The organism is Burkholderia sp. AU18528, assembly GCF_002223215.2.
In the GTDB taxonomy this organism is placed as follows: Bacteria; Pseudomonadota; Gammaproteobacteria; order Burkholderiales; family Burkholderiaceae; genus Burkholderia; species Burkholderia semiarida.
Window position 1 is genome coordinate 295,201 of sequence record NZ_NKFC02000004.1, and the last position, 17,401, is coordinate 312,601.

14 protein-coding genes are annotated in these 17,401 nt (G+C 70.6%); 8 read left to right on the plus strand and 6 right to left on the minus strand.

Annotated elements, in window-relative coordinates:
* Positions 1-47 precede the first annotated feature (47 nt).
* Positions 48-1,490, minus strand: a complete 1,443-nt coding sequence (locus tag CFB52_RS03985) for a TAXI family TRAP transporter solute-binding subunit (protein WP_099316106.1) — start codon at positions 1,488-1,490, stop codon at positions 48-50.
* Positions 1,491-1,922: 432 nt separating this feature from the next.
* On the opposite strand from CFB52_RS03985, the gene CFB52_RS03990 reads away from it, so the two are divergent.
* Together CFB52_RS03990 and CFB52_RS03995 are read left to right on the plus strand one after the other, a co-directional pair.
* A complete protein-coding gene (locus tag CFB52_RS03990) occupies positions 1,923-2,288 on the plus strand; it encodes a BON domain-containing protein (RefSeq protein WP_059574226.1) in 366 nt (121 codons plus the stop codon).
* 137 nt (positions 2,289-2,425) lie between these two features.
* The gene (locus CFB52_RS03995; RefSeq protein WP_099316107.1) at positions 2,426-4,513 is read left to right on the plus strand and encodes a D-(-)-3-hydroxybutyrate oligomer hydrolase; all 2,088 of its coding nucleotides are present in this window, start codon (positions 2,426-2,428) and stop codon (positions 4,511-4,513) included.
* A gap of 287 nt (positions 4,514-4,800) precedes the next feature.
* Here the strand turns inward: CFB52_RS03995 and CFB52_RS04000 are convergent, their stop codons facing one another.
* From CFB52_RS04000 to CFB52_RS04020, 5 genes are all read right to left on the minus strand, one after another.
* Entirely contained in the window at positions 4,801-5,589 is a 789-nt protein-coding gene (locus CFB52_RS04000; RefSeq protein WP_059574336.1) for a sulfite exporter TauE/SafE family protein, read from the minus strand.
* Between the two features lie 306 nt (positions 5,590-5,895).
* Positions 5,896-7,335 carry a DHA2 family efflux MFS transporter permease subunit gene (locus tag CFB52_RS04005; RefSeq protein ID WP_099316108.1) on the minus strand — a complete coding sequence of 480 codons (1,440 nt, stop codon included), beginning with the start codon at positions 7,333-7,335 and terminating at the stop codon, positions 5,896-5,898.
* A gap of 145 nt (positions 7,336-7,480) precedes the next feature.
* Complete coding sequence (locus CFB52_RS04010) at positions 7,481-8,212, minus strand: DsbA family oxidoreductase (protein WP_060312797.1); 732 nt, start codon at positions 8,210-8,212, stop codon at positions 7,481-7,483.
* Between the two features lie 191 nt (positions 8,213-8,403).
* On the minus strand, positions 8,404-9,198 hold the full coding sequence (locus tag CFB52_RS04015) for a transcriptional regulator (protein ID WP_099316109.1): 795 nt from the start codon (positions 9,196-9,198) through the stop codon (positions 8,404-8,406).
* Complete coding sequence (locus CFB52_RS04020; RefSeq protein ID WP_099316110.1) at positions 9,195-10,157, minus strand: ornithine cyclodeaminase family protein; 963 nt, start codon at positions 10,155-10,157, stop codon at positions 9,195-9,197. The genes CFB52_RS04015 and CFB52_RS04020 overlap by 4 nt, the downstream gene beginning before the upstream one ends.
* A 378-nt stretch (positions 10,158-10,535) precedes the next feature.
* Between CFB52_RS04020 and CFB52_RS04025 the strand changes: the two genes are divergently transcribed.
* From CFB52_RS04025 to CFB52_RS04055, 6 genes are all read left to right on the plus strand, one after another.
* Entirely contained in the window at positions 10,536-11,315 is a 780-nt protein-coding gene (locus CFB52_RS04025; protein WP_059642012.1) for an ABC transporter substrate-binding protein, read from the plus strand.
* Between the two features lie 67 nt (positions 11,316-11,382).
* Complete coding sequence (locus CFB52_RS04030; protein ID WP_099316111.1) at positions 11,383-12,627, plus strand: FAD-binding oxidoreductase; 1,245 nt, start codon at positions 11,383-11,385, stop codon at positions 12,625-12,627.
* A gap of 509 nt (positions 12,628-13,136) precedes the next feature.
* Entirely contained in the window at positions 13,137-15,386 is a 2,250-nt protein-coding gene (locus tag CFB52_RS04040; RefSeq protein ID WP_099316112.1) for a hypothetical protein, read from the plus strand.
* 328 nt (positions 15,387-15,714) lie between these two features.
* A complete protein-coding gene (locus CFB52_RS04045; RefSeq protein ID WP_099316113.1) occupies positions 15,715-16,074 on the plus strand; it encodes a hypothetical protein in 360 nt (119 codons plus the stop codon).
* A 27-nt stretch (positions 16,075-16,101) separates the two neighbouring features.
* A complete protein-coding gene (locus CFB52_RS04050) occupies positions 16,102-16,617 on the plus strand; it encodes a sigma-70 family RNA polymerase sigma factor (RefSeq protein ID WP_059574216.1) in 516 nt (171 codons plus the stop codon).
* Positions 16,614-17,396, plus strand: coding sequence for an anti-sigma factor (locus CFB52_RS04055; protein ID WP_099316114.1), 783 nt, complete (start codon positions 16,614-16,616; stop codon positions 17,394-17,396). The genes CFB52_RS04050 and CFB52_RS04055 overlap by 4 nt, the downstream gene beginning before the upstream one ends.
* The last annotated feature ends 5 nt before the right edge of the window (positions 17,397-17,401 follow it).

Here is a 17,401-nt window from a genome sequence, read left to right on the forward strand (position 1 = left end):
TGTTACGCGGCGGCGCGCGCATGCAGCAATGATCGCGGATCGTCCGCTCATGCGGAACCGGGAGTCGCCCGGGGGGCGTCGCCCGCCGGCTGCGGCGCGCTTGTCGTGCGTGCCGGCGGGCTGCCGGCGGCGGGCGGGCCCGCCGGCGTGTCCGGCTCCTGCGCGGTGAGCCGTTCGCGCACGAAGCCGATGTGCTCGCGCAGCACGTAGAACTGCCCGGCGTACGCGAGCGGCATCTTCATCCGGTTCACGGCTTCCTCGATGTCGTCGAGCTCGTCGAGCAGCTGGACGCGCTCCTCGGCCGTGTGTTCGCCGAGCGCGCGGCGCTCGAGCGCGATCAGCGCGCCGTACCAGCGGTAGATGCGCGAGCGCACGCGCCAGCCGTACAGCGACGGTACGAGCCGCAGCCCGGGAATCAGCACGACGATCAGCGGCACGACCACCACCAGCAGCCGGTCGACGAGGCTCGCGACCCAGAACGGCAGCCGCCGGTACAGGAAGCTCTTGCCCGACTTGTAGTAGCGGGCGGCGTCGTCGGACAGCGGGAAGCCGCGCGTGACGGACGACGGGAATTCGCCTGCGTGCTGCAGGATCGTCGCGTGCCCGTGCACTTCGCGCGCGGCCTCGATCAGCAGGTCGGACAGCGCGGGGTGCAGCGAGTCGCGCGCGACGAGTTCGATCGTCGGCGCGACGGTGTGGATGTCGGCGGGCGGCAGGTTGCGACCGAGATCGTAGACGCCCATCGGCAGCGTGATCGCGGTCAGGTACGGAAACCGCCGCGCATACGCCTCGGCCTGCGTGAACGAATACACGTGCACGCCCGCCGCGCGGAACAGCTTCGCCATCACCGGGATCTGCGTCGAGTCGCCCGACAGGAAGGCCGCGTCGATCTTGCCGTCGAGCAGCGCGGTCGCGGCGTCCTCGCCGGCGGTCGGCAGCAGCTCGGTCGAGCCGCCCGGCACGATGCCGTTCATCTTCAGCAGCGCGAGGCTCAACTCGCGCGCGCCGCTGCCTTCCGCGCCGAGCGCGAGCCGCTTGCCCTTGAAGTCGGATAGCCGCGCGACGACCGGGCCGCGGTACATGATCGCGAGCGGCACGTAGCCGATGCTGCCGAGCGACACGAGATGCTCGTCGCGCTCCTTCGGGCCGATGCCGCTCTGCACGAAACCGACGTCGACCGGCGCGTTCGGGTTCGACAGCCGCGCGAGGTTCTGCGCGGAACCTTCGGACGATTGGACGTCGAGCGTGACGCCGTTTTTCGCGAGGATCGTCTTGTATTTCTGCGCGGCGTTCCAGTACGTGCTGCCGGGCGGCCCGGCCGAGATCACGAGCGTGGACGGCGGCGCCGGCTGGATCAGCTTGACCGCGAGCCAGACGGCCGCGCCGGCGAGCAGCACGGTCGGGCCGATCGACAGCGCGAGGTCGCGCCACGAGACGGCGACGAAGCGGGCGAGGATGCGGCGCGGCGGGCGAGGGCTGGCAGGCTTCATGGGGTGGGTGGATGACGCTGGCGTGACGCATCGGTGACGGTCGTCACCGGACGACACGGATGCTCGCGGCGATGGTACCCGGTTTCGCCGCGCATGCGCGAGTCGGGTGGGCTCGCGCGGCTGTCCGGCGACAGCGGCGGCGGCCGTCGCGTCAAAAGCTTTGCGCTTCGGCGGGCGCTGGATTACATTGTGCGACGCAGCCGCGCCCGAATCGCGCGCGACCCGGCACGTCATGAGACCGGGCGCGTCCGGCCGGCGGCTGTCCGGCCCGGCTGGCCCGCTTCTCGCGTGCGCCGGCCGCCGGCCCGTGCCGCCTCTCTCGTATCGCCGTGGAAAACACCGGCTGTCCCGCCCGTTCGCGCGCGGGCCGGCTGTTTTTGGGGGTATCCGGCCGTACTGTGCACGGCCGTTCCGAAGTGATAAGGAGATAGCATGAAGTCGATCGTGTTGAGAGCGTTGGGTGTCGCCGCCGTGGCGGCCTGTCTGTCGGGCAGCGTGTATGCGCAGTCGAGCGACGCAGCGGCGACGGAAGCGCCGGCGGCCGCAGCGAGCGCGCCGAAGGCCGCCGCGAAAACCGCGAAGAAGGCGAACCGCAAGCTCGGCTACGCGGTGCGCAAGGCCATTACGAAGGCGGGCGGCATCGACGTGGCGAACATCGTCGTGCGTTCGAAGGGCGGCGCGATCTCGCTGGAGGGCACGGTGCCCGACCAGGCACAGATCGACAAGGCGGAAGAGGCAGCCAAGAGCGTGAAGGGTGTGACGTCGGTCTCGAACAAGCTGACGGTTCAGCAGCAGTAACGCCGGGCGGCGGCGCGCGAGCGCCGCGTGCGCCCGTTTCCAGCGGGCCCCGGCATGCCGGGGCCCGTTTGCGCTTCAGAGGCCGAAAGCCGCGCGCGGCGCGGCGGCGGACCGATAACGATATCGAGGGGGCGGCGATGACGAAGCTCGGGTGGGGCAGGCGGGTGGTGTGGGGAGCGGCGCTGGCCGCGGTCGCGATGCTCGGCGCCTGCAACGGCGACGAGTCGGCCGAGCGCAACCGGTTGCCCGGCTTCGTGTCCGGCAGCGTGCGCACGACGGCCTACGACGGCGCGAGCGACGACCTGCTGACGGCCGGCCTCGGCAAGACGGGGCTCGCCGCGACGAGCGCGCCCGGCTTCGCGAATCCGGCGCGGCCGACGAGCGCCGAATTGCGGCGCCTCGCCATCTGGTCGAACTACCGCGCGCTCGTCGACATGAGCGCGAACGGCGGCTACGGCCGCTTCTGGGGGCCGAACGTCGACCTCGACGGCAACGATACGCTCGGCGAAGGCAAGATTCCCGGCACCGAATACCTTGCGTATGCCGACGACGGCAGCGGCACCAAAAACGTCACGCTGCTCGTGCAGGTGCCCGCCCGCTTCGATCCCGCGCAGCCGTGCATCGTCACCGCGACGTCATCCGGCTCGCGCGGCGTGTACGGCGCGATTTCCGCGGCCGGCGAGTGGGCGCTCAAGCGCGGCTGCGCGGTGGCCTACAACGACAAGGGCGGCGGCAACGGTGCGCACGAGCTCGGCTCCGACACCGTCACGCTGATCGACGGCACGCTCGCCAACGCGGTGCTGGCCGGCACCGCGAGCCTGTTCACCGCGAACGTGACGAGCGGCGATCTCGCCGCGTTCAACAACCGCTTCCCGAACCGCTATGCGTTCAAGCACGCGCATTCGCAACAGAATCCCGAGCAGGACTGGGGGCGCGTGACGCTGCAGTCGGTCGAATTCGCGTACTGGGCGCTCAACGAGCAGTTCGGGCCGCTGATCGACGGCTCGCGTCGCGGCGTGCGCTATCGCGCGGGCGACATCACGACGATCGCCGCGTCGGTCAGCAACGGCGGCGGCGCGTCGCTCGCGGCAGCCGAGCAGGACAACCGCGGCTGGATCACCGCGGTCGTGGTCGGCGAGCCGCAGATCAACGTGCGGATGGCGCCGAACGCGGTGGTCCGCGCGGGCGGCCAGCCGGTGCCGTCGTTCGGCCGGCCGCTGGCCGATTACGCGACGCTCGCGAACCTGCTGGAGCCGTGCGCGGCCGCATCGGCGTCGCTCGCCGGCGCGCCGTACCTGAGCGCGCTGCCGGCCGCGACCACGCAGTCGATCCGCACGCAGCGCTGCGCGACGCTCGCCGCGGCCGGGCTCGTGTCGGGCGCCGACACGCAGAGCCAGGCGGCCGACGCGCTCGCGCAGCTCCACGCGGCCGGCTATCTGGACGATTCCGACCTGCTGCAGGCGTCGATGTGGGATTCGCAGGCGATTCCCGCGATCGCGGTCACCTATGCGAACGCATACACGCGCTCGCGCGTCACCGACAACCTGTGCAACTTCAGCTTCGCGACGACGAACGCGACGGGCGCGGTCGCGGCGCCCGCCGCATCGCCGATGCCGGCCGTATTCGGCGCCGGCAACGGCGTGCCGCCGACGGCCGGCATCAATCTCGTGTTCAACGACGGCGCGGGCGTCGACCACCGGCTCGCGACGCCCGATGCGAGCTTCGCGGGCGCGCTGTGCCTGCGCCAGCTATGGACGAACGGAATGCTCGGGATGCCCGCGAACGTCGACGCGGTGCGCGTGAACGCGAACCTGCACGGCAAGCCGGCGATCATCGTGCAGGGCCGCGGTGACGCGCTCGTGCCGGTGAACCACGCGTCGCGCGCGTACGTCGCGCAGAACGGGATCAGCGAAGCCGGGCGCAGCCGGCTGGTGTTCTACGAAGTGACGAACGGCCAGCACTTCGACGCATTCCTGTCGGTTCCGGGCTTCGATACGCGTTTCGTGCCGGTTCACTACTACAACGTGCAGGCGCTGAACCTGATGTGGAAGCATCTGAAGAGCGGCGCGCCGCTGCCGCCGTCGCAGGTGGTGCGCACGGTACCGCGCGGCGGCACGCCGGGCGCCGCGCCCGCGCTGTCGAGCGCGAACCTGCCGCCGATCTCGACCGCGCCGGGCGCGAACGCGATCACGACCGGCGTGGGCACGATCGACGTGCCGCTCTGACGGCGGCCGTCGCGCCGCCTCGTGCAAGCCGGACAGCCGTCCGGCTTTTTTCTGCGCGTCGTCTGGAATCGGTCGCACCGCGTTCAACGCGCAGAACCTGACGATCAAGAACGACCCGTCGGGCCACATGATCTGCCTGAACGACGCGTCGCGGACCGCGCTGAAGGGCGATCTCGCCAACTTCTACGACGGCATCCTCGCGAACCGTACTGCGCTGCAACGCGTGCTGAAGCTGCGGGCGCGCACGCAGCACCGGGACGGCGTTGTTCGTCAGGAGCGGTGCCCGCTTACGCCAGCACGAGCCGCACGCCGACCGCGACCAGGGTCGACGCGAGCAGGTTGCGCAGCAGCCGCTCGGGCGCGCGTGCCGACAGCAGGCTGCCGATCACGATGCCGGGCAGCGAACCGAGCAGCAGCGACAGCAGCATCGACCAGTCGACCGAGCCGAGCAGCCAGTGGCCCATCCCCGCGACCAGCGTGAGCGGCACCGCGTGCGCGATGTCGGAACCGACGATGCGGGTCGTCGCGAGCAGCGGATACAGCAGCAGGAGCACGGTCACGCCGATCGCGCCGGCGCCGACCGACGTCATCGACACGAGCACGCCGAGCACGGCGCCCGTCAGCACGGTCGACCACAGCGTGCGCGCGGGGCTCGGCGCGAGCGGGTTGCGCGCGGCGAATGCGGTGAGCTGAGGGCGGAAGATCAGCGCGAGCGACGTCAGCAGCAGCGCCACGCCGAGCACGAGCTGGATCATCCGCGCGGTACCCGGCGTGTTCATCCCGTGCGTGTGCAGCCACCACAGCGTGAGCGCCGCGGCCGGCACGCTGCCCGCCGCGAGCCGGCCCGTGATGCGCCAGTCGACCGAGCCTTTCAGGCCGTGGACGAGCGTGCCGGTGGCCTTGGTCGCGGCCGCGTACAGCAGGTCGGTGCCGACCGCCGTCGCAGGGTGGACGCCGAACAGCAGCACGAGAATCGGCGTCATCAACGAACCGCCGCCGACGCCCGTCAGGCCGACGAGAATGCCGACGAACAGGCCGGACAGCGAGTACAGCAGATCGATATGGGGAAGCGACATCGGAAGCAGGCGGTTATGCGGCGTTCGGCGGCGGCGCGCGGCCCGTGGCGTGCGCGTCAAAGTCCGCCATTGTCGCAAAAGTGACGCGTCAATGGACGACTGCGTTAAAAATCGGCCGCGAAGGCCCGCCCGGCAGGCGGCCGGCGGGACGTGAAACGCGCGTTCGGGCGGGCGCGCCCGACGACGATGATCTGGCCCGAAAGCGGCGGCGAACCGGGCGCGTACGCCGCGTGGCCCGCGCGCACAAAAACGGCGCGACGATGCGCGCCCCGATCCGATGCCGGTTCCCGGCCCGTCCGTCGACGGTCAGTGCATCGCGGGCCCGGCGCCTTCGACCGCGCGCGGCGGCCGGATGCGCAGCGCGAAGCCGGTCAGCGCGGCCACGGCCGCAAACGCCGCGCCGAACGCGAAGGCCGCATGGTAGCCGCCGTTCAGCGCGTCGAGCGGCGCCGCTTGCGCCGCCGCCAGTGCGTCGCTGCGGGCCTCCGCGAGACTCGCGAGGACCGCGAGCCCGAGCGCGCCGCCCATCATGAACGCGGTGTTGACGATGCCCGACGCGAGCCCGGAATCGGCCGGATCGACGTCGTTCATCGCGGCGAGCAGCACCGGATTGAACGCGACGCCCGCGCCGATGCCGAGCAGCGCCATCCCGGGCAGCACGTGCCACACGAAACCGCCGTCGACCGGCGCGCGCGAGAACAGCGTGAGGCCGCATGCCGCGATCAGCAGGCCGGCGGCGATCGGGCCGCGGATCCCGAAGCGCATCACGATGCGCGCCGACAGCCCGAGCGAGAACGCGGCCATGATCAGGTTCGCCGGCAGGAACGCGAGGCCGACCTGCAGCGGCCCGTAGCCGAGCACGCGCTGCATGTACAGCGCGGACAGGAAGAACCACGCGAACATCGCGGCCGCCCACAGCACGGCGATCGCGTTCGCGAGCGCGACGTTGCGCGCGGCGAACAGCGTGAGCGGCATCAGCGGATGCGCGGCGCGCGACTCGATCGCGATGAACAGCGCGAGCAGCACGACGGCCGCGCCGATCAGCGCGACGGTCTGCGTCGACAGCCAGCCGGCCTCGTTGCCGCCGACGATCCCGTAGACGGCCAGCATCAGCGACGCGGTTACCGTGATCGCGCCGGCGACGTCGAGCCGGGCCGTGCCGGCCGGCGCACGCGTGCGCGGCAGCAGCGCGACGCACATCGCATAGACCGCGACGCCGATCGGCAGGTTGACGAGGAAGATCCAGTGCCACGACAGCGAGCTCGTCAGCAGCCCGCCGAGCAGCACGCCGATGCTGCCGCCGCCCGCGCACACGAAGCCGTAGACGCCCATCGCACGTGCGCGCTCGCCGGGCTCGGTGAAGAGATTCATGATCAGCGACAGCGAGACGGCCGACACGACCGCGCCGCCGAGCCCCTGCACCGCGCGCGCGGCGATCAGCATCGCCTGCGATTGCGCGAGGCCGCAGGCGAGCGACGCGAGCGTGAACACGACGAGGCCCGCGAGGAACATGCGCCGCTGGCCGTACAGGTCGCCGAGCCGGCCGCCGAGCAGCAGGCAGCCGCCGAACGTCAGCAGGTACGCGTTGACGACCCACACGAGGGCCGTTTCGGTGAAGTGGAGGTCGGTGCTGATCGACGGCAGCGCAACGTTCACGATCGTGCTGTCGAGCACGATCATCAGCACGCCGAGGCAGAGCACGATCAGCGCATACCAGCGCTTCTCGCCGTGGATACCGTGGGTCATGGGCGCTCAGCCTTCTCTCTGATAGTTATTTGAAAGGAGGCATTGTAGACGTCATCGGCGCGGGCTTCCTGCCGGTTTGTGGCAGCAGCGAAGCGTAGTCGTGGCGGCGCGTCCGGCGGGACGCGCACGCGGTATTCGAGGCACGTTACGACCGGGCCGGCAGTTCGCAGCCGTCGGGGCCGCAGGCGGCCGCGTCGCTGCCGCCGAGTTCGACGACGCCGTCGCGCCATGCCTGGTCGAGCGCCTGCGCGAACGCGTCGGCCGGCTGCGCGCCGGACACCGCGTAGCGGCCGCCGAACACGAACAGCGGCACGCCGCGCCCGCCGATCTGTTCGGCGCGCGCGATGTCGGCTTCGACTTCGTCGCGGTAGGCGTCGCTGCGCAGCACCGCTTCGACGGCCGGGCGCTCGAGCCCGGCTTCGACCGCGAATTCGGTCAGCGCGGCATGATCGAACAGCGAGCCGTGCTCGCAGAAATACGCGCGATAGAGCCGCTCGGTCAGCGCGTGCGCGCGGCCCGACGCTTGCGCGAGCTTCACGAGCCGGTGGCCGTCGAGCGTGTCGCCGACCAGCGTGCCGGGCAGGTCGTAGCGCAGCCCGACGCTCGCGGCCGCATCGGTCACCTGGCGCAGCATCTGGTCGACCTGCGCCGGCGCCATCCGGTATTTGCCTGCCAGCATCGCCTCGACCGGCTCGACGGGCTGGCCGGGCATCAGCCGGTACGCGCGCGGCACGACGTCGACGCGGTCGGCGTGCGCGAACGCGGCCAGCGCCTCGTCGAAGCGGCGCTTGCCGATCCAGCACCACGGGCAGATCAGATCGGACCAGATTTCGACGGTCAGGGTCGGGCGGGCAGTCGGAGCGGGAGCGGTCGTCATGGGCGGTTCGGGGCGGCAAAAAAAAATGTAACTGCGACTATATCATTTTATGCTGCCGCGCTTCGGCGCTTCGGCGGCGGGCCCGCGCGGAACCCGGGCTGCACCCGCGCATCGCGAGGCTTGGACGCGGAACCGGAAGGCCGGTGCCGATGGCGCGAAGCCTGCGCGTCATCGCGCCCGCCGCATCCCGCTCAGGCGTCGCCCTGCGTTTCCTTCAGGTGCTTCAGATGCTTGTAGACCGTCGCGCGCCCCATCCCGAGCACGTTCGCGACGTAGTTCGCCGCGCTCTTGCCGCGGAACGCGCCTTCCGCGTACAGCGCCTCGACGAGCTCGCGCCGGTGCTCGCGCGTGAGCCCGTTCAGCCCGACCTGCCGCTCGCGCAGCCATCCGTGCAGGAACGTGTTGATGCGCTCCTGCCAGTCGTCGCGGAACAGTTCGTCGGGCTGCGCGACGACGCCCGCGCCCTTGATGAACAGGTCGAGCGTCGCGCGCACCTCGTCGAACACCGCGATGTTGAAGTTGATGCACATCACCCCGGCCGGCCGGCCTTCGTCGTCGAACAGCACGTTGCTCACGCAGCGCATCCGCCGGCCGTCCCAGTTCAGCTTCTCGTACGGGCCGATCACGCGTTCGCGCGCCGAATGATCGATTTCCTCGAGCGCGGAATCGTCGCCGACCTCGCGCTTCGACAGGTTGTTCGCGAGATACAGCACGGTCTGGTCGTGCAGGTCGTGGATCACGACTTCCGCGTACGGGAAGAACAGCGCGGCGATACCGTCGGCGATCGGCGCATAGCGGGTGAGCAGCAGGTCTTTGACGGGAGATTTCTTCTTGCGCATCGGTGTCGCGATCTCGGGTGGGCGGGAGCGGGGCAGCGTGTCGGGCCGGCGGGCCGGGCCACCGCCGGCCGGCATGCCCGTGCGCCCGCGCGCGGCCGCCGCGGCGGTTGCGCCATTGTATCGGCCCCGTGTGCGCGTGCCGCTCATGCGTGCGTCAGATGCGTGTACAGCGCGTGCGCGATCGCGATGTCCTCGAGGCCCAGGCCGATCGAGCGGAACAGCGCGTGACGCGTGCGCGACGGCGCCGCGCAGGTGCCGGCGACGAGCGCGGGCAGGTCGCCGACGATCCGGCCGGCATCCCAGCCGTGCTCGGCCGCGGCGATCTGCATCTCGCCCGCGCTCGCGGGCGTCGTGTGCCGGTAGTCGCAGTAGACGTCCATGTCAGGCAGCCACGCGGGCGGGATTTCGTGCGCGTGCGCGACGTTCGTGCTGATCGACGTGACGAGCGCGGGACGCGTGAGCATGCCGTCGCCGAGCACGGGCGTGCCCGACGACGTGCACAGCATCACCACGTCCGCGTCGCGCACGCAGGCCTCGACGCTCGCCGCCGCGCGTGCGCGTGCGTCGAGCGCGGTCAGGCTCGCCTGCAGCGCCGCGTCGCCGGCCAGCGCGGGCGAGTACACGCGGATCGTGTCCCAGTCGCGCAGCGCCGCCGTGTGCCGCAGGTGCGCGAGGCCGACCGCGCCCGCGCCGACGATCGCCAGATGGCGCGCGTCGCGCGGCGCGAGACAGTCGACCGCAAGCGCCGTCGTGCCGGCCGTGCGTTCGACGGTCAGCAGCCCCGCGTCGCACCACATCAGCGGCTGGCCGGTCTGCATCGACATCAGCGCGGTCCATGCGGTGACGACAGGTTTGCCGCCTGTCACGACATACGGCGACAGCTTCGCGCCGAACACCTGCTCGTCGGCGAGCGCGCCGAGATACGTGATGAAGTCGCCAGCCCGGTCGGGAAACAGCGTGAGCGTCTGCGGCGGCTGCACCGCGCGCGCCGCGGCCAGCGACGCGAACATCCGGCGCAGCGTGCCGAGCACGTCGAGCGACGGCAGCGCCGCGCGCACCGCGGCTTCGTCGACGGTCAGCGGCAGGGTGGGGACGGTTTGCGTCATGGGGCATCTCCGGTTCGGGCTGGACAGAAAGTCTCGAAAGACGGTGTTCTGCGGGATTTGTGATGGACGAAAAGTCTAGTATAGACAAACAAAGTCGTGAGAGTTTTTATTTTCGAGATGCTGTTTCGGAGTCGGGGTCACGAAAAATGCCATGAAATCAAAGGTGTTTATGGCGGCCGAAAGAAATTTCGATATGGAGCACCGAGGCTGCATCCTCGTATCCCCTATAGTCTATAGTAGACTTTGAGTCTATATTTCGCATGCAGGACCCGCCACGTCGCCATGCGGCGGCGGCCTGCACTCGAATGCCGACCCGCCGCCCACCGAGGGCGTCGGGCGACCGATCTTCATCGCCTCAATCCGGAACGGAAGACCGTCATGAACTGGAAGCTTTCCCTCTGCGCCGCTGCGGCGCTCGCGTGCGCGGCCGTCACGGCCCATGCGGAACAAACCACGTTGCGCTTCGGGATCGAAGCCGCCTATCCGCCGTTCGAGAGCAAGACGCCGGCCGGTCAGTTGCAGGGGTTCGACGTCGACGTCGGCAACGCGGTGTGCGCGAAGCTGAACATGAAGTGTGTATGGGTCGAGAATGCGTTCGACGGGCTGATCCCGGCGCTGCAGGCGCGCAAGTTCGACGCGATCAACTCGGCGATGAACATCACCGCGAAGCGCAAGCAAAGCATCGACTTCACGCCGGCGATCTACGTGGTGCCGATCGTGATGGTCGCGAAGCGCGGTGCGCCGCTGAAGCCCGACGTCGCGAGCCTGCGCGGCAAGCACGTCGGCGTGCTGCAGGGCTCGTCGCAGGAGGATTTTCTGAAGGCGCACTGGGCCAATGCGGGCGTGGCCGTCGTGTCCTACCAGGAGCAGGACCAGATCTACGCCGATCTCGTCGCGGGGCGTCTCGACGCGGCCGTGCAGGAAGCGCAGACCGCGCAGGACGGGTTCCTCGACAAGCCGGCCGGCCGCGACTACCAGATCGTCGGCGAGCCGCTGAAGGATCCGGCGACGCTCGGCGAAGGCACGGGCTTCGGGATGCGCAAGAACGACAAGGCGCTGCAGGCGAAGATCGTCGGCGCGCTCGATGCGCTGAAGAAGGACGGCACGCTGAGCGCGCTGTCGCAGAAGTACTTCAAGCGCGACATCATCGCGAAGTAAGCGCCGCCGCGCGCCGGCCGCGGGGCCGGCGCACCGCGCATCCCATCTCGACGCAGTGTGGGGAACCATGGATTTCGACGTCATCGTTCTGGGGGCCGGCATCGTCGGCGTGTCGTCGGCGCTGCATCTGCAGGATCGCGGGCTGCGCGTCGCGCTCGTCGACCGGCGCGCGCCCGGCGAGGAAACCAGCCACGGCAATGCGGGGCTGATCGAGCGCTCGTCGGTCGTGCCGTATGCATTTCCGCGCCAGCTCGGCACGCTGCTGCGCTATGCGCGCAACCGCTCGGTCGATCTCTATTGGGACTACCGCGCACTGCCGGCGTACGCGGGCTGGCTCGCCCGCTTCTGGCGCGAATCGTCGCCGCGGCGGCTCGCGGCCGCCGCGCGCGACCTGCTGCCGCTTGTCGCGGCGAGCGTCGTCGAGCACGAGGCGCTCCTCGCGCGCACCGACGCGCAGCCGCTCGTGCACGACGGCGGGTGGATCGAGGCGTTCCGTTCGCCCGCGCTGTTCGACGAGCAAGCGCGCGCGCAGCAGCGCGTGGCGGCCGAGCACGGGCTGCGGATGACCGTGCTCGATGCGCATGCGCTGCGGGCGCGCGAGCCCGGCATCGGCGATGCATTCTGCGGCGCGTTCCACTGGCAGGACCCGAAGACCGTATCGAGCCCGGGCGGGCTGACCAAGGCGTATGCGCGGCTGTTCGAGCGCGACGGCGGCACGTTCGTGCGCGGCGACGCGACGACGCTCGTGCAGATGGATGGCGGCTGGCAGGTCCGGTCCGAACACGGGCCGATCTCGGCACGCTCGGCCGTGGTCGCGCTCGGGCCGTGGTCCGATCATGTGTTCGCGCCGCTCGGCTACCGGATTCCGCTGCGCGCGAAGCGCGGCTATCACATGCATTACCGGCCGACGCGCACGCCGCTGAACGTGCCCGTGTGCGATACCGAGGCCGGTTTCGTCGTCGCGCCGATGGAGGGTGGCCGCCTGCGGCTCACCACAGGCGTCGAGATCGCGCCGCGCGATGCGCCGCCGACCGGCGTGCAACTCGCGCGCGCCGAACCGCTGGCGCGCGACGCGTTCGGCATCGGCGAGCGGCTCGATCCGCAACCGTGGCTCGGGATGCGGCCATGCACGCCCGACATGCGTCCGGTGATCGGGCCGGCGCCGCGCCACCGTCATTTGTGGTTCGCGTTCGGCCATTGCCATCACGGGCTCACGCTCGGGCCCGCGACCGGCCGCCTGCTCGCCGAGATGATGACGGGCGCGCCGACCTATATCGATCCTCATCCGTATCGGCCCGCCCGCTTCGGCTGAACCTGCGGCGCGCGGATGCGGTTTCGGTCGCCGGCACGCGCCGGCGGCCATGCGCTTGCTTCACAGTTTTTCATTCTGCTGTCCGGTTCGTCGAAATCCGCACAATTGGAAATGATCTGCGTAATCGACAAGAAAGAAAATTTCGCGACAAAAGAAAATCAGCAAATTCGCGATTGATCAATGCATTTTCATATTGCCGAAATGCGTAATGGTCGGCCCGTCGTAACGGTATTGGGCTGCATTGCCGGCGCGTGTTCCGGCATTGGCGGAATGTACCGGAACACGTCACCACGAGGCTCGCAAACGTTACGTTACATCCTCGCTCCGATGGCGCTTTTCGTCAGACTATTGTGGCGTCGCGACGCGTGAATTCGTCGGAAATCAATTAAAAAAGCGTTATTGCCGACAAATAAGCAGACAAATCCATCCGGTTTTTGTATTGGCACGCTTCGTGCAATCCGTCCCCATGCTTTGTCAACGTAGTGCCAACCGAGATGGGGAAAATAACGATGGGACAGAATTTTAAATTGACGGGTGTGGCGCTGTCGGTCGCGACGGTGTTCGGGGTGCTGGCTTCGGGGTCCGCGATGGCCGCGGCGCTCGATTCGCTGCCGATCCCGCAAGTGATCGTCAATCCGCCGACGAACAGCGTGTCGGTCGGGTTGGGCGCGACGGGGACGTCGCCGCTGGGTTCGGTCACCGTGACGGCGGGTGGGTCGGGCACGATCCAGACGTCGCTCGGCGAGCCGGGACAAGTGCTGTCGGGCGCCGTGGGGGCGGTGACGGGGGCACTGGGTAATGTCGGCGGCGGCACGAATCCGCTGGCGCCGGTGCAGGGCGTGGTGAATCAGGTGACGGGCGCGCTCGGTGGCGGTAACCCGGCAGGTGCGCTGAGCGGTGCCGTGGGTACGGTGACGGGCGCACTCGGCGGCATCGGTGGCGGCAACCCGGCCGGCGCACTGACCGGCGCGCTGAACACGGCAACCGGCACGCTGAGCAACGCGCTCGGCACGGCAACGGGTGCGCTGGGCGGTGTCGGCGGTGGCGCGAATCCGCTGGCGCCGGTGCAGGGCGTGGTGAATCAGGTAACGGGCGCGCTCGGTGGCGGTAACCCGACAGGCGCGCTCAGCGGTGCCGTGGGTACGGTGACGGGCGCACTCGGCGGCATCGGCGGCGGCAACCCGGCCGGCGCATTGACCGGCGCCCTGGACACGGTGACGGGCGCACTGGGCGGCGCTGGCGGCGGCAACCCGGCCGGCGCGTTGACCGGTGCCCTGGGCACGGTGACGGGCGCACTGGGCGGCGTTGGTGGCGGCAATCCGGCCAGCGCATTGACGGGCGCCCTGGGCACGGTAACCGGTGCACTGGGCGGCGTTGGCGGCGGCAATCCTGCAGGCGCGTTGACCGGCGCCCTGGGTACGGTAACCGGTGCACTGGGCGGCATCGGCGGCGGCAATCCCGCCGGCGCGCTGACCGGCGCCCTCGGCACCGTAACCGGCACACTGGGCAACCTCGGCGGCGGCGCGAACCCGATCACCCCGATCCAGAACGTCGTGAACCAGGTCACCGGCACGCTAGGCAGCGGCAACCCGGCCGGCGCATTGAGCAACGCGGTCAACACGATCACCGGCACGCTCGGCAACGTCGGCGGCGCAGGGAGCCCGCTCGCGCCGGTGCAAGGCGCCGTCACGCAACTCGCCGGCACGCTCGGCAGCGGCGATCCTGCCGGTGCGCTGACGAACGCGCTGAACTCCGTGACGGGCGCGCTCAGCGGTGCGAACCCGCTGGCGCCGGTGCAGGGCGTCGTGAACCAGGTCGTCGGCACGCTGTCGGGTGCAGGCGGCGGCAGCCCGATCACGCCGATCACGAACCTCGTCAACGGTCTGCAGAACGCATTGCCGGGCGGCAACCCGGCCGGCGCGCTGACCGGCGCCCTCGGCTCGGTGACGGGCGCGCTCGGCAGCCTCGGCGGCGCGAACCCGCTGGCGCCGGTGCAAGGCGTCGTGAACCAGGTCGTCGGCACACTCGGCGGCAGCAATCCGGCCGGCACGCTGAGCAACGCGGTCGGGACGGCCACCGGCGCACTCGGCAACGCGGTCGGCTCGGCAGCGGGCGCGCTCGGCGCGCTGGGCGGCACGAACCCGCTGGCGCCGGTGCAAGGTGTCGTGAACCAGGTCGTGGGCGCGCTCGGCAGCGGCAATCCGGCCGGCGCACTGACGGGCGCGCTGAACTCGGTGACGGGCGCCCTCGGCAACCTCGGCGGCTCCAACCCGCTCGCGCCGGTGCAAGGCGTCGTGAACCAGGTGGTCGGCACACTGTCCGGCGCTGCCGGCAACAACCCGATCGCGCCGATCACGAGCCTCGTGAGCGGCCTGACGGGCGGCGGCAACCCGGCGGGCGCCCTGACCGGTGCGCTCGGTTCGGTGACGGGCGCACTCGCGTCCGGTCCGGCGGCGCTCGGCCAGGCGGCCGGCGCGCTGTCGGGCGCGGCCGGTTCGACGGCAGCGGCAGGCGGCAGCCTGCTCGGCTCGGGCGCGAACGCGGCCGGCGGCACGGCCGGCGCGGTCGGTTCGCTGCTGACGGTGGGGGCCAATTCGACCGCGACGGTCGTCAATGCGGTCGGCACGTCGGTGGGTACGGCGCTCGGTTCCGCGCCGAGTCTGTCGGTGACGCCGCATTCGGGCAACAGCTCGCCGAACAACCCGCTCGCACCGGTGACGACGCTGCTCCAGTCGCTGACCGGCGCATTGCCGAGGTAACCGGCCGAAACCGCCCGACGGCGCCGCATCGGCCGTCGGGCGAGACGGTCGCGCAATACGGGCCGTGCAATACCGGCGATGCAGTACCGGCCGCCCAACGCGGCATGACAGCGATGTCATGCCGCGTTGTCATTTCGGGCTTCCCGCGCTCTTTCGTCACATGAACGATCGCGGCTGCCGGTCGCGGCGCCGCATGGAATAACAGGCCGTCGCCGTCCGTTTACATACCGAGTTCCGGCACCGCCGGCCGGCGGGATAATGATCGCGACGAAGCCGATCGTCTCGTCTGGCCGCATCGTGTCGCGACACGACGCCAAGGAGAACGGGAATGAAACGGATGCTCTTCGCTGCCGCGCTGACGGCGGCGATCGTGCGGCCGGCGGCCGCGGAACCGCCCCAGGCCGGCGACGGGAAACTCGTCGACGAAGCCCACATGACGCTGTACGTGTTCGACCGCGATGCGCCGGGCAAGAGCATGTGCGACGGCGCGTGCGCGGCCAACTGGCCGCCCGCGCTCGCCGACGCATACGACAAGCCGTCGGGTGCGCTGAGCGTCGTCGCCCGCGACGACGGCACTAAGCAATGGGCGTACCGCGGCCGTCCGCTGTATCGCTGGAAGATGGACCGCAAGGCTGGCGACGCCGGCGGCGACGGGATCGGCGGCATGTGGCACGTCGCGCGGCCGTGACCGCGCGGCGACGCGCGAGGCGCCCCGATGAGCTATGAATCGGACCTGCTGGTGTGGTTGCCGCATCTCACGCGCTATGCGCGTGCGCTGACGGGCGAGCGCGCGTGGGCCGACGATCTCGTGCAGGACACGCTCGAGCGTGCGCTGAACCGGCCGCCGCGCGACGGCGGCAACCTGCGCGCGTGGCTGCTGACGCTGCTGCGGCACCGCTTCATCGACCAGTTGCGCGCGCGGCACGAGATCGCCGTGGACGACGCGACGGCGCCGTGGCAGACGATGGCGGCGCCCGCTGGCGAAGTCGGCGGGCTGGAGCTGCGCGACGTGCAGCGCGCGCTGTATCGGCTGCCGGTCGAGCAGCGCGAGGTGCTGCTGCTGGTCGCGCTCGAGGAACTGAGCTATCGCGATGCCGCGCAGGTGCTCGGCGTGCCGGTGGGTACGGTGATGTCGCGGCTCGCGCGGGCGCGCGCGCAGATGCGCGCGTTGCTGACCGACGCGCCGGCGGCGCACGGCACGGCCACGTTACGGGTGATCGGGAAGCCATGATGGACGATCCGCGCAAGCCTTCGAACCGGCAGGACGACGACGCGTCGGCGCAACTGCTGTCCGCGTTGCTGGATGGCGAACTGTCCGGGCACGAGCGGCGCGAGATGCTCGAGCGCCTGCAGTCCGATCCGCAGGAAGCCGAACGATTCGCGCATTACCGTGCCCAGCGCGATGCGCTGAAGGCGTTGTTTCCGTTGCCGGGCGCCGCGCCCGCATTGTTCGTGCAGCGCCGCGCGTCGCGCTGGCGCGCCGCCGTGCACGCGTGCGCGGGGCTGGCGGCCGGGCTGCTGATCGGTGTCGCGCTGCATGCGGGCTGGGCGGCATTCGGCCGCGAACCGGCGTTTGCCACGCGCGCCGATGCCGCGTACGCGGTGTACGCGGCCGACCGCGAGCATCCGGTGGAAGTCGGTGCGGCCGATCCCGCGCGTCTCGCCGCATGGCTGTCGGCGCGCGTCGGCCGGCCGGTGCGCGCACCGTCGCTCGACGAATATGGTTACGCGCTGCTGGGCGGCCGGTTGCTGCCCGGCGACGCGGGGCCGGCCGCACAGCTGATGTACCAGCGCGCGGACGGCGCGCGCGTGACGCTGTACATGACCGCCTACGATGCGCGGCGCCTCGCGCCGCAGGCGCTGTCGGCGGACGGCCGCTACACGTATTTCTGGTCGGATCGTGGCATGGGTTATGCGCTGTCCGGCCGTGGCGACGAACGGCGTCTGCGCAAGCTGGCGATCGACGCATGCGCAGCGCTGGGCGGGCCGGCCGATGCGTGGAAGGGATGACGCGC